Genomic DNA, 13,970 nt, shown 5'->3' with positions numbered 1-13,970 from the left:
CCGCGGTGGACACCCGGCACGGCGCACCGCCGGGCGGTGCCGGGGTTCCACCTCACTCCCGGACGCCGGAGCCGGGTCCGGCCATCTTCCGGTGCGCCTCGGCCTTGATCCTGTCGGGAAGCACCTTGTTGACGAGAGCCTGGGCCTTGGTCCGGGCGGAGCCGGCGACGATCTTCTCCCTGCCGGCGAAGAGGGCGTCCAGCCCCTGGCGTGCGACCTCGGCCGGATCGTCCTTCTGCTGCCGGCCGACCTTGGTGTCGTCCATCTCGGCCCGGTGGAAGAAGTCGGTCTCCGTGGGGCCGGGCATCAGCGAGGTCAGCGTGACACCGCTGTCCTTGAGTTCGTTCCGCAGTGCCTGGGTGAAGGACTGCAGGAACGACTTCGAGGCGTTGTACACCGCCTGGAAGCTGCCCGGCACGGTGGAGGCGATGGAGGAGGTGACGAGGATGCGGCCCGCGTGGTGGGCGGTCATGTGACGGACGGCCCGTTTGGCCAGGTGCACGGTCGAGCGGACGTTGAGGTCGATGATCTCCAGCTCGTCCGCCAGGTCCGTGTCCGTGAACGCGCCGCCGCGCCCGACCCCGGCGTTCAGCACGACGACGTCGAGCGGCCGGCCCGGCTCCGTCGCCGAGTCGAACAGCGCCTCGGTCCGCCCGTAGTCGCGCAGGTCCGCCGGGACCGCCGTGACCCGCGCACCCGCCGCGCGGATCTGCTGCGCCGCCCGCTGCAACCGCGCCTCGTCCCTGGCGTTGATGACGAGGTCGTAACCGCGCTCCGCCAGTTGCCTGGCGAGTTCCAGTCCGATACCGCTCGACGCACCCGTGACGAGGGCGAGGGGCTTGGCGTCGCTCATGGGCGGTGCTCCTTCCGGTCGGGGACGACGACCGCGGACGGGGGCTCTCAGCCGGACGGGTGGGGCCCGCCGCACGGCGCCGGTCCGTCCGGCGAAGGGGCGCCGCACGCGGGACCACCCCGCCGGACGGGCCCGGGCCCAAGCGGCACGCCGTTGTCGCGCAGCACCTTGCGGACGTCGAGGATCAGCGGGAAGACCTCGTGGTTCCAGTCCTCGCCCTGCTCCTCCCAGGCCCGCTGTTCGGCCTCGACCGCCCTGCGGTCCTCCGCGAACACCCGCTCGGTGAAGCGGCGGATCAGCGGCCAGGCCACCGTCAGGGCGCCGGGCACGGGCGGCTTGGCGATCATGAGCAGGCCGTAGGCGTGGTGGGTGCGCTGCTCGGCGTCCTCCGGGACGTAGGCCGCCCACAGGAGGAACGCCGGCCGCCGGGCCTTCTCGGGCACCGCGCGCAGGGTCTGGTACGGGTATTCGGTGCGGATGGTGATCAGGTCGGGGTTCCGGCCGCCACCGATGCCCTCACCGGACAGCAGGCCCGCGCCGCGGTCCTTCCGGCCGCCCGCGGGGACGAACAGGTACCGCGCCTCCACCGAGGTGGGGCCGGTTTCGTAGCCCAGCAGCCTGGGCTGGACCCTGCCGAGGACGCCCCGGTGCAGGAACTGGTGGTTCATGTCGAGCAGGTTCTCGTGCATGAACGAGTAGTGGCAGCGCACCGTGCGGGAGAACGTCATGGTCCGGTACCGGCCCGAACGGAACTCCGGCAGCCGGGGAAAGGGCGCCTGCTCCGCCTTCTCCGGGTCGCCGGGGAAGACGAAGACCAGGCCGTACGCCTCGCGGACCGGGTAGGAACGCACCCCGCGGGGCGGCCGGCCCACCCCCTTGGGCAGGTACGGGATCTGCGAGATGCGCCCGTTTCCGCGGTAGGCCCAGGCGTGGTAGCAGCAGCGGAGCGTCTCGCCCTCGACGGTTCCCATGCTCAGCGGCACCTGCCGGTGGGCGCACCGGTCCTCCACGGCGTAGACGGTGCCGCTCTCACCGCGGTACAGGGCGATGCGCTCGCCGGCGAACACCGCGGCGAACGTCCCGCGTCCCGGTACGCTCCCGGACACCGCGACCGGATACCAGTGGTCCGGGTTGATCCCGGTGCGCCGGAGGTCGGCCGGCGGGTCGGCGGTGCTCGCCGGTTCCGCCGCCATGGTTCCGTCCCTCCTCGACCGGGCCTCGGCCATGGGTTCCTTCTTCCTCACGCGCGGTTGGGGCCCCCCGCCGTCCTCCGGGAGCACCTTCTCTGTGTCCCCGGATTCCACGCCGATCAGGCTCGCCCCACAGGGTGACGAGGGGTGGCGCGCGGGCCCGGCGGGCCGCCCGCGCCACCCGGGCCCGGGCTCCGGGCCGACGCGGGTACCGAGCGGGCGGTGACCGGGCGGTGTCCGGGGCCGGCCCGCCGCGGGGCCGGCCGCCGCCGCGCACCGCCCGGGACCACCCGCCCGGTGTCCGCGGCCGCGTACGGCAGACTGATGATCATGTTTACCGGGATGAAGGACGTCGACTGGGCGTCCATGAGCCACGCGTACGGCGACGCTTCCGATGTACCGGACCTGCTGCTGGGGCTCGCGTCCGCCGACGCCGCCGAGCGGGAGATCGCCCTGGACGGCATGTACGGCGCGGTGCACCACCAGGGCGACGTCTACGACAGCACGGTCGCCTGCATCCCCTTCCTGTTCGAACTGGTGGCGACGGCCGGAGCACCGGGGCGGGGCGACGTGGTCGGCCTGCTGCGCAGCATCGACGGCGACGGCCGCGACATGGCCGAGATGGACGTCTGGACCGACGACGAGGAGGAGTACACCGCCTGGGCCGCGAACTTCACCCGGGCGGAGTCGGACATCCGGGCGCGCGCCGGGCTGCTGCTCGGCCTCCTCGACGACCCCGACCCGGATCTGCGGCGGGCGCTGCCGGGCGCCCTGGTGCAGTGGCACGACGACCCCGACGCCGTGCTCACGGCGCTGCGCGGACGGCTCGCGGTGGAGACGGCGCCGCGGGTCCTGCGGGCCGTGGCGACGGCCCTGGGGGAACTGGGCGTCCGCAACCCCGGCCTGGCGGAGCAGTCGGGTGACGCGCTGACCGCCCTGGCCCTCCCCGGCACGGCCCCGGCCGCTCCGGAGCCGCGGCTGGCGGCCCTGGTGCAACTGGCCCGCTGTGCGCCCGGGCGGCTCCCCGAGGAGACGGTGGAACTGGCCGCCGAGACGATGCGGGAGGCGCGGAGCGCGGAGGATGCGGCCGCGGCCCGCGAGGAGGCCCGGCCGGCGCCGCGGACCCCGACCATGATCTCCTACCTGCGCCGGCTCAGGGAGTCGCGACGCGGGTCGGTGACGGCGCCCTGGGCGACTGATCTCCTGGAGGACCTGCACCACGCCCTGGACGACCGGGTCGCGGAGCGCTTCGCACTCCTGGAGGACCAGCTGCACAGCCCCGACTGGGGGCAGCGGCGCGCCGCGATCGACATGAGCGGTCTGCTGCTGTCGGGCTGGCGAGGCCCGCACGGCGAGTCCGTGCGGCTGCTGGGGGAACAGGTCCGGGAGTCCGACAGCCGCATCGTCCGATGGGCTGCCGGGGAGTTGGAGTGGCTGTACGCGATCGGCGGCCCGGCGGCCGACGCGCTGGCCGAACGGGTGGCGGCCGGGCCGGAGTTCCCTCCCCAGGCGCGGTGGCACGAGACCTCCTACGGGGCGGCGCTCAACGCACTCGCGGCCCAGGGGGACGCCCGCGCCGTGCCCGGGCTGGTCCAGGTGCTGCGGTTCGGCCACGTACCGGAGGAGTTGGGCGACCGGATCGGCCGGATGGACCCGGGTGCGGCCGCCGCGCTCGCTCCGGTGCTGGTCGGAAGGCTGGCCGGGGTGGTCCCCGGAGAGCGTCCGCACCGTACCGGGCATCTGCTGAAGGCCGTGGCCGCCACCGGGTCGGCCGAGGCGGTGGCGCCGGTCCTCCGCATCCTGCGGGCGTCCCGGGACGAGTCCACCCCGGAGCTGGGGGACGCGCTGCGGGCCCTGACCCGGCTGGGCGCACCGGCCCGGGAGGCACTGCCGGAGCTGCGGCGCCTGCTCCGCGAGGGCGAGCCGCGCCACCGGACCGACGTGGCCGAGGCGGTGTGGTCGGCCGGGGGCGAGCCGGAGACCGTGCTGCCGGTCCTGGCCGAGGGCCTCTCGGCGGACCACTGGTCACCGCGGCACGACGCGCTGCGGGTGATCGGCCGGATGGGTCCCGCGGCCGCTCCCCTCCTCCCCGAGCTGCGGCGGCTCGCCGCCTCGCCCGAGGCCGTCGGAGGCTGGGTGGCCGGCGCGTTCGCGGTGGCGGTCTGGCAGGCGGGCCGGGACGCCGAGGCGGCCATGCCGCTGCTGCTGCACGCGTGGTCGGCGCACCGCGACAACCGCCCGGACGTGGCCGGTGTGTGGGAGCGCATGGGTTCCGCGGCCTCGGCGGCCGTCCCGCTGCTGCGCCGGGAACTCGCCTCGGCACGGCGCCACAACAACACCGGCGGCACCGGTCGGATGCGCTACCGCTGCGCGGACGACGAACTGCTGCTGCGGCACGGCCGCGCGGTGCTCGCGGCGTGCGACGGCGGCTGAGGCGGCGCGCCCGGCGCAGCGGCGCCCGCGGCGCGGGTGCCGAGGGGCTCCGGCGCGGCCGGGCCCGTCGCCGGCGGCCGGACCGGCCCCGCGCCGGGGCGCGCGGGTGACGGGCGGGGCCCGGGGTGGTGCGGGCCGCGCCGCGGCGGCGGATCGGCGCCCCACGGTTCCCCTGCCCCGGGTGTCGCCCACCGGGCATCCCGGCCGGGCCCGGGCCGGCGCCCGGGGGTGCGCCGACCGGCGCGCCGCGGCGCGGTGGCCGACCGGGCGCCGGCCCGGCGCTCATCCTCCGGTGTCCCGGACCACGACCACCGGGCAGCTCGCGTGCTGCGCGCAGTGCTGGGCCACCGATCCCAGCAGCAGCCCCGCGAAGCCCCCGAGCCCCCGGCTGCCGACCACGAGCAGCGCGGCGCCGTGGGCCGCGTGGAGCAGCACACTGGCGGGGGTGCCGTAGCGCGCCTCGGTACGCACCTCCACGGGCGGCCGCGGCCCGACGGTCTCCTCGACGGCTTCGGTGAGTTCCTTGCTCGCCCGGCTCTCCAGAGCCGCTTCGTCGCCGCTCGACGGCGGCAGCCAGCCGAGCGCGCCGTGGTACTGCGGCAGATCCCACGCGGTCAGCGCCTCCACCACATCGCCGGCGAGTTCCGCCTGCCGCACGGCCCACCGCAGGGCCTGCTTCGACGAGTCCGACCCGTCCACCCCGACCACGATGCGGCCCGGCTCCTCGCGCTGGTCAGCCATGGTTCCTCCTCGACTCGACGGGGGACGACCGCACCGGGTCCGCGGTCCGCCACCACGGGGCTCGCCTCCAGCTTCCGGCGGACGGCACCGGATGCGCAGTCCGGCGGGTCCAGACGGGGCGGGGCGTCCGCGATGCCGTGGTCCGCGGTGAGCGGCCTGATTCGCGGCGGCGCGGCTCCGGGTCAGACGAAGACGACGCTGGATGCCGCCGGCACGGCGAGCGCCCCGCCGCGCCGGGGCAGGCCCGTCCCGTCGAGGTCGAACCAGGTCACGTCGCCCGAGACTTCGTTGGCCGCGTACAGGCGGGTGCCCGACGGATGCAGCACGAGGTCACGCGGCCGGCTGCCGCCGCACGGCACCGACGTGACGACCTCCGCGAGGTCGCCGCTCTCGTCGAGGGAGAGGACCGCGATGGTGTCGGTGCCGCGCACGGCCGCCCACAGGTGCCGGCCGTCCCGGGAGACGACGGGGGCGGACGGCTGCACCGGAACGCCGGCTCCGTCCGGGAAGAGGGGGCACTCACCGATCGGCCGCAGTGTTCCGCCGGCCGGATCCCAGCGGCACACGGTGACGGTGGGCCGGAGCTCACCGAGCACGTAGGCATGGCTCCCCCGCGGGTGGAAGGCGAGGTGGCGCGGGCCGGTGCCGGGTGGCAGTCCGGTGGTGGCGTGCAGACCGAGCCGTCCGGTGTGCGGGTCCAGTGTGCAGACCCGTACCGAGTCGGTGCCGAGGTCGACGCTCAGCACCCAGCGCCCCGAGGGGTCCGGCACCACCTGGTGGGCGTGCGGGGCCGACTGGCGTGCGGGGTGCGGCCCGGACCCCTCGTGCCGCAGCACGCTGCTCGGCGCCCGCGGGGTGCCGTCGGCGGCCAGCGGCAGTACGGTGACGCTTCCGGAGCCGTAGTTGGCCGTCACCAGGTGGTCCCGGCAGACGGCGAGATGCGTCGGGTCGGCCCCCCGCACCGGGACGGGACCGCCGAGCGGCCGGGGGGTGGGCGCCGAGAGGTCGTGGGCGGCAACCGCTCCGTGGCCGGTCTCGGACACGCAGTAGAGGACCGGGCCGGACTCCCGGTGCGCCACGGCCAGGTACGACGGGTCGGGAACGGTGGCGACGGTGCCCGTCGCGGTCAGGGCTCCGGTGTCCGGGTCCACGTCGGCCTGGACGATTCCCCGCCCTCCGCTCGAGGTGAAGGAACCGATGAATGCCCGCCGGGCGCCCGTGCCGTCCATGGGCCGTCACCCTATCGGCCATCGCGGGGGCGGCCGGTCTGATCGGTTCGGTGTTGACCTGGAAGCACCAATCGGACGGGCGACCGCTCGCGGCCGGAATTCCGCTCTGGGACTCTGGGAGCGGTTCCGGAAAGCCCGTGCCGCGGGCGGACCACGGTTGCCGAACACGGTCCGCCGACGCCCTGGGGATGTCCGCTGACCGGGAAGAGCCGACGGAAGGACGACGTGGGTGAAGGCATTTGTCATGCAGGAGATCGGCCGGGTCGGTTTCATGGAGAAGCCGGTCCCCGACATCGGCCCGCGAGACGCCCTGATTCGGACGACGACGGCTCTGATCTGCACCTCCGACTCCCACACCGTGCAGGGCGGCATCGGTCCACGGGAGAATCTGACGCTCGGGCACGAGGCGGTGGGGGTCGTGGAGGCCGTCGGCGACGAGGTCCGGGACTTCCGGCCGGGTGACCGGATCGTGGTCGGCGCCATCACTCCGGACTGGGGTGACCTGGCTTCCCAGAACGGTTATCCCGCCCAGTCGGGAGGACCGCTCGGGGGATTCAAGTTCGCGAATTCCAAGGACGGTGTATTCGCCGAGTACTTCCATGTCGGTGACGCCGACGCCAACCTCGCGAAAATCCCCCACGGAATCTCCGACGAAGCGGCTGCCTACTGTGCGGACATGCTCTCCACGGGATTCCTGGGCGCGGAGAACGGAAGTATCCCGGTGGGCGGGACCGTGGCCGTGCTGGCCCAGGGCCCGGTGGGGTTGATGGCGACCGCAGGGGCCAAGCTCCGCGGCGCCGGACTCGTGATCGGGGTCGAGTCGGTTCCGGGCCGGCAGGAACTCGCGCGCTCCTACGGAGCGGACGAGATCGTCGACTTCACCCGCGAGGACGTGCACGAGCGCGTGCTGGAGCTGACGGACGGGCAGGGGGTGGACACGGCGATCGAGGCGCTGGGCGCGGACGTGACCTTCCGGACCGCCGTCGAGATCACCAAGCCCGGCGGAACGATCTCCAACATCGGCTACTTCGGGTCCGGCGACTTCGTCAGCATCCCTCGTGTCGCCTGGGGGGTGGGGATGGCCGACAAGACGATCAGCTCCGGCCTCTGCCCCGGCGGAAGGCTCCGGATGGAGCGGCTGCTGCGGGTGCTCGGCGGGGGCCGCCTGGACCCCACGCGCATGACGACGCACCGGTTCTCCTTCGGGGAGATGGAGCGCGCCTTCGAAGTGTCGGACCAGAAGCTGGAGGACATGATCAAGGTGCTGATCACCTTCTGAACGGGCTCGCCGGCAGCGGCGACAGGTGTGGAAGGGAGCGAGGCGGCCATGCACGACCCCGACCCGCCGTTCCGGCCCGTGCGCAGGGTGGACGGCTACCTGCCGCTGGAGGACCTGGGCCTGATCGGTGACGGCACGACCGCGGCGCTCGTCGGCCTCGACGGCACCATCCCGTGGATGTGTCTGCCCCGGTTCGACTCCGAACCGGTCTTCTGCGCCCTGCTGGACCGCACCCGGGGCGGCCACTTCACCGTGGCGCCGGAGAACCTGCTGGAGGCACGGCAGCGGTACGAGCCCGACACCGGCGTGCTCCGGACGGAGCTGCGCGGTGACACGGGGCTGGTGCGGGTCACGGACGCGCTGGTGCTACGGTCCGGAGCCGACCTCTCCGACGACGCGCCGTCCAGCCGCGGTGAACTCGTCCGCTCGGTGCTGGTGCTGGACGGAGAGGTACACCTCGGGGTGGAGCTCGAGCCCCGCGGCGGCGGGCAGGCCGACCACCTGTTCAGCGGTCTGGAGGTGCGGCCCGCCCAGCGGCCGGATCTCCGGCTCCATCTGCGCTCCAGCCGCCCGCTGACCGGCCTGCGCACCCGGTACCACCTGCGCCGGGGGGACCGGCTCGATCTCGTGCTGTCCTGGGGGCGCTTCCACCGCCACCACCGCTTCGACCCCGACGCCATGCTGCGCGGAACAGCGGACGCCTGGCGGCGGTGGATGCGGGCCCTCGACTACGCCGGACCGCAGGAGGCGCTGGTCAGACGGTCCGCGATCACCTTGAAGATGTGTGACGACTGGGTCGGCGGATCGCTGGCGGCAGCGCCCACGTCCTCCCTGCCCGCACCGATCGGAGGGGTCCGGAACTGGGACTACCGCTACACCTGGATCCGGGACGCGGCGTTCACGGTCTTCGCCCTGCGCCGTATCGGCTTCCACGACGAGGCCGACGCCTTCCTCGGCTGGGTCCTCGACGCCTTCGAGCGCAGCCGCCGGCCCCGCATCATGTACACCCTGGACGGCGGCCCGGTGCCGGACGAGAGCGAGGACGGTGAGCTGGAGGGGTACCGCGGCTCGTCGCCGGTCCGCTGGGGCAACGGCGCGGCCGATCAGCGCCAGCACGACGTGTACGGGGAGATCCTGGACTGCGCCGACCAGTGGCTGCGCCGGGGCGGCGAGATCCAGCCCGCCATGTGGTCCAGTCTGGCGGGGCTCGCCGACGCGGCCGTGGACGCCTGGCGCCGGCCGGACCAGGGGATCTGGGAGATCCGCAGCGAGGGCCGCCCGTTCACCTACTCCGCCGGACTGTGCCATGTGGCCCTGGACCGGGCGGCGCAGATCGCGCGACGCCTGGGGCTGCCGGGGGACGTCGGCCGCTGGCGCGGCGCGGCGGACCGGTTGCGCGAGCTCATCCTGGAGGAGTCCTGGGACGAGGACGCCCAGACGCTGAGTGTGTACCTGGACGGCGGCGGCGTCGTCGACGCGAGCCTGCTGGGCCTGCCGCTGCGTCATGTCGTGCCGGCCGACCACCCCCGGATGGTGGCCACCACCCGCGCCGTCGCCGAGCGCCTGTCGGCCGGCGGCGGGCTGCTCTACCGCTATCTGCACGCCGAGCACCCCGACGGCCTGGCGGGCGACGAGGGAGCGTTCGTCCTGTGCAGCTTCTGGATGGTGGACAACCTGGTCGGCCAGGGGGAGCTCGACCGGGCCGAGGAGCTGTACGCGTCGCTGTGCGGGCGAGCGAGCCCGCTGGGGCTGCTGTCGGAGCAGATCGACCCGACCACCGGAGTGTTCATGGGCAACTTTCCTCAGGCGTTCAGCCATATCGGGATCATCGCCAGCGGCGTGAACCTCGCCCGGGCGAGGGGAGGTTCGCGATGACCATCCGACGGCTCGCCCTCTTCGGTGCGACCGGCGACCTCACCAGCCGGTACCTGCTGCCGGCACTGGTCGCGCTGCGCGCGGCCGGGCACATCGACGACCGGTTCCGGATGACCGGGGCCGGCCGGGAGGACTGGGATGGGGACCGGTACCGGGACTGGATCGCCGATCGGCTCGAACGCCACGGCGCCGCCCTCCCGGCCGACGCCAGACGCGCCGTGGTGGCGTCGGCGGACTACCGGAAGGCCGACGTCACCGATCCCTCGGACGTGGCTGCGGTCGTCGCGGGTGACGACCCGGTCGCCGTCTACCTCGCCCTTCCCCCGGCGCTCTTCCCTCCCACGGTGACCGCGCTGCACGGCGCGGGGCTGCCCCCGGACAGCCGTGTCGTCCTGGAGAAACCCTTCGGCGAGGACCTGGCCGGCGCGGAGGAACTGAACCGGCTGCTCGCCGGTCTCGTACCGGAGCGCGCCGTCTTCCGGGTCGACCACTTCCTGGCCATGACCACCGTGCAGAACGTGCTGGGCAGCAGGCTCGCCAACCGGGTGCTCGAACCCATCTGGAACAGCACGCACATCGCCGAGGTCGAGATCGTCTGGGACGAGACGCTCGCCCTGGAAGGCCGGGCCGGCTACTACGACCACGTGGGCGCGCTGAAGGACATGGTGCAGAACCACCTGCTGCAGTTGCTGTGCCTGTTCGCCATGGAGCCGCCGATCACGCTCGGCGAGCGGGACCTGCGGGACCGCAAGGTGGACGTGCTCCGGTCGGTGCGGCTGCTCACCGACGAGGACGTGGTCCGGCGCACCCGCCGCGCCCGCTACTCGCCCGGCCGCTGCGGCGGCCGGGAGGTGCCGGCCTATGCCGACGAGGAGGGGGTCGACGCGGGGCGCCTGACCGAGACCTTCGCCGAGGTCGAGCTGGAACTGGACAGCTGGCGCTGGGCGGGCACCAGGTTCCGCCTGCGGAGCGGCAAGGCACTCGGTACGGACCGCAAGGAGGTCGCGGTGCGCTTCCGGTCCGTTCCCCACCTGCCCTTCGGGCAGGACAAGGACGTGCGGCCCAACATGCTGCGTTTCGGCCTGGAGCCGGAGAACCTGAGTCTGGACCTCACCGCCGTCGGCGCGCGCGCCGAGCACCTGACCCAGCTGTCGCTGACCGCCGGGATGGAACCACCCGACCTGCCGGCCTACGGCCGCCTGCTGCTGGACGTCCTCAACGGCGACCCCGCCCTGTCCATCCGCGGCGACGAGGCCGAGGAGTCCTGGCGCGTCGTCGAACCGGTGCTGTCCGCGTGGGAGAGGGGGCTGGTACCCCTGGAGGAGTACCCGGCCGGCTCGGACGGGCCGCCGTCCCGGCACACCACCCCGGGGCGGCGGGAGGACCTGCTGCACCAGGACTCGGTCCTGCCGACCGGCTCCTGAGGACGAACCGCACCACAGCCGGACCGGGCCCGCCGGGCGGACGCCGGTCCTGGAGGATCCAGCCGATGACGACCCGCAGCCCTGAGAGCCGTCCGCCGTGTGTCGTGGTCATCGGGGTGTCCGGGGCCGGCAAGTCCACGATCGCCCGGCGGCTGGCCGAGCGGCTGGGGGTGCCCTTCGCGGAGGCCGACGACTTCCACTCGCCGGCCAGCGTCCGGAAGATGTCGGCGGGAGTTCCGCTGGGCGACCCGGACCGCCGGGCGTGGCTGGAGACCGTCGGGCGGTGGCTGGGCGACCGGTACGCGGCCGGCAGCGGCGGCGTGGTGGCCTGCTCCGCCCTGCGGCGGCGTTACCGGGACACGCTGCGGTCGGCGTGCCCCGCCGCGCTGTTCCTCCAGCTCACGGCCGATCGCGAGGTGCTCGCGGACCGGCTCGGCCGGCGTACCGGCCACTTCATGCCCGAGACGCTGCTCGACTCCCAGCTCGCGACGCTCGAACCCCTGGAACCGGACGAGCGGGGGGCTTTCCTGGACGCCGCGCCGGCTCCCGGGGACATCGTGCGGGAGGCCGTGGAGGTACTCGGCGACGTAGGCGACCGCCGGGACCCGCCGTGAGCGGATGCCGGAGCCGAACGGCCCGCGCCCGCGGTGCCCGGTCCGGCGCGCCACCACCGGACCGGGGCGGCCCGCCTCCCGGTCGGCAGCGGCGTGTGCGGCGGGGCCCGCCGGCCGGGTGACCCGCGGTCAGCCGCCTACCGGGCGGGCGGCGCGGTGACGGAGACGGATGCGTCACCCCCGCGGCGGACCCGCCAGGTCGGCGGACGCGGCCTGGTGGCCGCCGGGGCCGGCCGGGTCCGTCCTGCCGTGCCCGGGGGGTCTCAGCGGTCGGGAAGGGAGCAGGCAGGCCGGTGCCAGGCCGAGCGCGGCGAGTCCGGCCAGGGTCAGCAACGCGGACCCCGTCCCCGGGACGGGCGGTGCCACGGACCCGACGGCGGCCGGCCCGGCGCCCATCAGCCCGGCGGCGACGGCGATGCCGAGGGCCGGACCGGTGTTCGCGGCGGTCTGCTTGAGCCCGCCGACCACCCCGGCGTACTCGGGCGGCGCGTCGCCGACGACCGCCCCGGTGGCGGTGACCATGACGGTGGCGAACCCCGCGCCGAGTACCGCGAAGGCCGCGCCGGTGGCCTGCCAGGTGGCGGCCGGGCCGATCCTGGACAGGCTGGACAGGCCCGCGATGCCGAGGGCGACGAGCAGCGTCCCGGCGATCGCGGTGCGGCGTGGGCCGTACCGGCGCAGCGCGGCCCCGGCGGCGGGCGCGCCGAGGATCATCAGCGCGGTGAGCGGCAGCACCTGCAGTCCGCTCTCGACCGGGTCGAGCCGGAGGCCGTCCTGCAGCGAGAAGGTGGCCACGAACAGCGCACCGAACATGCCGCCGCTGGTGACCAGCAGCAACGCCATCGCCGCCATCACCGGTACGGACCGCGCCACGGCCGGTGGCACGATCGGGTGGGTGGCGCGGCGTTCGTGTGCGACGAAGACCGCCCCGAGGCCGGTGACGGCGCCCAGGCCGAGCAGTGTCCACGGGGCGGTCCATCCGCGGAGCGGTACCTCGCCCAGGGTGTGGACGCCGAGCGCGAGCGCGAGGGCGAGCAGGGCGGCGCCGGCGAGGCCGGGCCGTGGCGAGCCGGCGGGCGCGGGTGCGGGCACCCGGACGGCGAGCGTGAGCGCGGCGATCACCAGCGCGAGGGGGAGGTTGATCCAGAACACGGCGCGCCAGCCGAAGTGCTCCACGAGGACACCGCCGATGACCGGTCCGGCCCCCGCGGCGACGGCGATCGCGCTGGTGCGCACCGCGACCGGCGTGCCGAGCCGGTGCGCCGGGTACGCCAGCCGCAGCAGCGCGAGGGTCGCCGGCTGCAGCAGAGCGCCGAACACGCCCTGGGCGGTGCGCAGACCGATCACCCAGCCGACGTGCGGCGCGAGGGCGATGCCGACCGAGGTGGCGCCGAAGCCGAGGACGCCGACGCGCAGCAGCCGCAGGTGCCCGTACCGGTCGCCCAGGCGACCGGCGACGACCAGCAGCGCGGCGACCGCGAGCAGATAGCCGGTGCTGGTCCACTGGACCTGTCCGACGGTGGCTCCGAGATCGTGCCCCAGGCTGGGCTGCGCCATCAGCAGCACGGTGCCGTCGAGCGCGACGATCATCGCGCCCGCCGCGCTGACCAGGAGTGCGAGCTGCGGTCGCGCGGTTCCGGTCATGTGCGCGCCGGACCGAGATGGGCGTCCAGGGCCGCCGTGACGAGCCGGTCCAGCGGGTCGTCACCGGGCGCGGCGCCGGGTGGTGCGCCGAGGGCGAGCTGGAGGCTCTCGCCGGCCCACAACTGCGCGATGCCGTGCAGGTTCGCCCAGAGGGCGGCGGCCGCCTCGGCCGGGGGCGGCTCGGCACCGGCCGGTGCCGCGGAGCGGTTCTCGGCGTCCCGTTCCGCCCGGTGCCGGGCGATGAGCCCGCCGAGGTGTGCGAAGAGCGGGAGGGTCGAGTCCCGTAGCCGCGGCTGCTCTGAGCCGTGTCTTGCGCTGTCGAGCAGGTCGTGGCGGAACATCAGCTCGAACATGCCGCGGTGTTCCAGGGCGTAGCCGACGTACGCCCGCGCGAGGGCCTGCAGCCGGGCGCGCGGCGCCGCGGGGCCGGCGGTCGCTGCATCGAACCGGGCCGCCAGGTCCGCGAAGCCGCGCCGGGCGATGGCGGAGAGCAGGCTGTGGTGCGTGGGGAAGTAGCGGCGCGGCGCGCCGTGGGACACGCCCGCGCGGCGGGCGATCTCGCGGAGTCCCAGCGACGCGGCGCCCTCGGTGGTCACGAGGTCCACCCCCACGTCGATCAACCGCTCCCGGAGGGAGCTCTCACTGTCCATGGACACTGTCTACCAGGGCGCGTAGACAGTGTCTACTC

The 13,970-nt window shown here is 74.7% G+C and carries 11 protein-coding genes; 5 read left to right on the top strand and 6 right to left on the bottom strand.

Features of this window, described 5'->3' with window-relative positions; genetic code table 11:
- Positions 1–52: 52 nt before the first annotated feature.
- Both ACH4B3_RS23745 and ACH4B3_RS23740 read right to left on the bottom strand, forming a co-directional pair.
- Entirely contained in the window at positions 53–853 is an 801-nt protein-coding gene (locus ACH4B3_RS23745) for an SDR family NAD(P)-dependent oxidoreductase (RefSeq protein ID WP_398465737.1), read from the bottom strand.
- Between the two features lie 47 nt (positions 854–900).
- Positions 901–2,046, bottom strand: coding sequence for a Rieske 2Fe-2S domain-containing protein (locus tag ACH4B3_RS23740; protein WP_398465735.1), 1,146 nt, complete (start codon positions 2,044–2,046; stop codon positions 901–903).
- Positions 2,047–2,367: 321 nt separating this feature from the next.
- Between ACH4B3_RS23740 and ACH4B3_RS23735 the strand changes: the two genes are divergently transcribed.
- Complete coding sequence (locus ACH4B3_RS23735; protein ID WP_398465733.1) at positions 2,368–4,476, top strand: hypothetical protein; 2,109 nt, start codon at positions 2,368–2,370, stop codon at positions 4,474–4,476.
- A 282-nt stretch (positions 4,477–4,758) separates the two neighbouring features.
- Here the strand turns inward: ACH4B3_RS23735 and ACH4B3_RS23730 are convergent, their stop codons facing one another.
- A complete protein-coding gene (locus tag ACH4B3_RS23730; protein ID WP_398465731.1) occupies positions 4,759–5,217 on the bottom strand; it encodes a universal stress protein in 459 nt (152 codons plus the stop codon).
- A 182-nt stretch (positions 5,218–5,399) separates the two neighbouring features.
- Entirely contained in the window at positions 5,400–6,446 is a 1,047-nt protein-coding gene (locus ACH4B3_RS23725) for a lactonase family protein (protein ID WP_398465729.1), read from the bottom strand.
- Positions 6,447–6,675: 229 nt separating this feature from the next.
- Between ACH4B3_RS23725 and ACH4B3_RS23720 the strand changes: the two genes are divergently transcribed.
- The 4 genes from ACH4B3_RS23720 to ACH4B3_RS23705 all read left to right on the top strand — a co-directional run bounded on the left by ACH4B3_RS23720 (position 6,676) and on the right by ACH4B3_RS23705 (position 11,638).
- Positions 6,676–7,725 (top strand): NAD(P)-dependent alcohol dehydrogenase, encoded by a 1,050-nt coding sequence (locus ACH4B3_RS23720; protein WP_398465727.1) that lies wholly within the window; start codon positions 6,676–6,678, stop codon positions 7,723–7,725.
- 48 nt (positions 7,726–7,773) lie between these two features.
- The gene (locus ACH4B3_RS23715) at positions 7,774–9,600 is read left to right on the top strand and encodes a glycoside hydrolase family 15 protein (RefSeq protein ID WP_398465725.1); all 1,827 of its coding nucleotides are present in this window, start codon (positions 7,774–7,776) and stop codon (positions 9,598–9,600) included.
- Complete coding sequence (locus ACH4B3_RS23710; RefSeq protein ID WP_398465723.1) at positions 9,597–11,024, top strand: glucose-6-phosphate dehydrogenase; 1,428 nt, start codon at positions 9,597–9,599, stop codon at positions 11,022–11,024. Before ACH4B3_RS23715 ends, ACH4B3_RS23710 begins: the two co-directional genes overlap by 4 nt.
- Before the next feature lie 65 nt (positions 11,025–11,089).
- The gene (locus ACH4B3_RS23705) at positions 11,090–11,638 is read left to right on the top strand and encodes a gluconokinase (RefSeq protein ID WP_398465721.1); all 549 of its coding nucleotides are present in this window, start codon (positions 11,090–11,092) and stop codon (positions 11,636–11,638) included.
- Between the two features lie 174 nt (positions 11,639–11,812).
- On the opposite strand, the gene ACH4B3_RS23700 is transcribed toward ACH4B3_RS23705, so the two are convergent.
- Complete coding sequence (locus tag ACH4B3_RS23700) at positions 11,813–13,282, bottom strand: MFS transporter (protein WP_398465719.1); 1,470 nt, start codon at positions 13,280–13,282, stop codon at positions 11,813–11,815.
- The gene (locus ACH4B3_RS23695; protein ID WP_398465717.1) at positions 13,279–13,932 is read right to left on the bottom strand and encodes a TetR/AcrR family transcriptional regulator; all 654 of its coding nucleotides are present in this window, start codon (positions 13,930–13,932) and stop codon (positions 13,279–13,281) included. The genes ACH4B3_RS23700 and ACH4B3_RS23695 overlap by 4 nt, the downstream gene beginning before the upstream one ends.
- Between the last annotated feature and the right edge of the window lie 38 nt (positions 13,933–13,970).

The organism is Streptomyces sp. NPDC018031 (assembly GCF_044327625.1).
In the GTDB taxonomy this organism is placed as follows: Bacteria; Actinomycetota; Actinomycetes; order Streptomycetales; family Streptomycetaceae; genus Streptomyces.
Note: the sequence above shows the minus strand (reverse complement) of the source record. Positions and strands in the feature narration are given on the sequence as shown.

Excerpts from the sequence above, each read along its gene's own strand:
- ACH4B3_RS23745 (WP_398465737.1), bottom strand. The coding sequence starts at position 853 with ATGAGCGACGCCAAGCCCCTCGCCCTCGTCACGGGTGCGTCGAGCGGT.
- ACH4B3_RS23740 (WP_398465735.1), bottom strand. The coding sequence starts at position 2,046 with ATGGCGGCGGAACCGGCGAGCACCGCCGACCCGCCGGCCGACCTCCGG.
- ACH4B3_RS23735 (WP_398465733.1), top strand. The coding sequence starts at position 2,368 with ATGATCATGTTTACCGGGATGAAGGACGTCGACTGGGCGTCCATGAGC.
- ACH4B3_RS23730 (WP_398465731.1), bottom strand. The coding sequence starts at position 5,217 with ATGGCTGACCAGCGCGAGGAGCCGGGCCGCATCGTGGTCGGGGTGGAC.
- ACH4B3_RS23725 (WP_398465729.1), bottom strand. The coding sequence starts at position 6,446 with ATGGACGGCACGGGCGCCCGGCGGGCATTCATCGGTTCCTTCACCTCG.
- ACH4B3_RS23715 (WP_398465725.1), top strand. The coding sequence starts at position 7,774 with ATGCACGACCCCGACCCGCCGTTCCGGCCCGTGCGCAGGGTGGACGGC.
- ACH4B3_RS23710 (WP_398465723.1), top strand. The coding sequence starts at position 9,597 with ATGACCATCCGACGGCTCGCCCTCTTCGGTGCGACCGGCGACCTCACC.
- ACH4B3_RS23705 (WP_398465721.1), top strand. The coding sequence starts at position 11,090 with ATGACGACCCGCAGCCCTGAGAGCCGTCCGCCGTGTGTCGTGGTCATC.
- ACH4B3_RS23700 (WP_398465719.1), bottom strand. The coding sequence starts at position 13,282 with ATGACCGGAACCGCGCGACCGCAGCTCGCACTCCTGGTCAGCGCGGCG.
- ACH4B3_RS23695 (WP_398465717.1), bottom strand. The coding sequence starts at position 13,932 with ATGGACAGTGAGAGCTCCCTCCGGGAGCGGTTGATCGACGTGGGGGTG.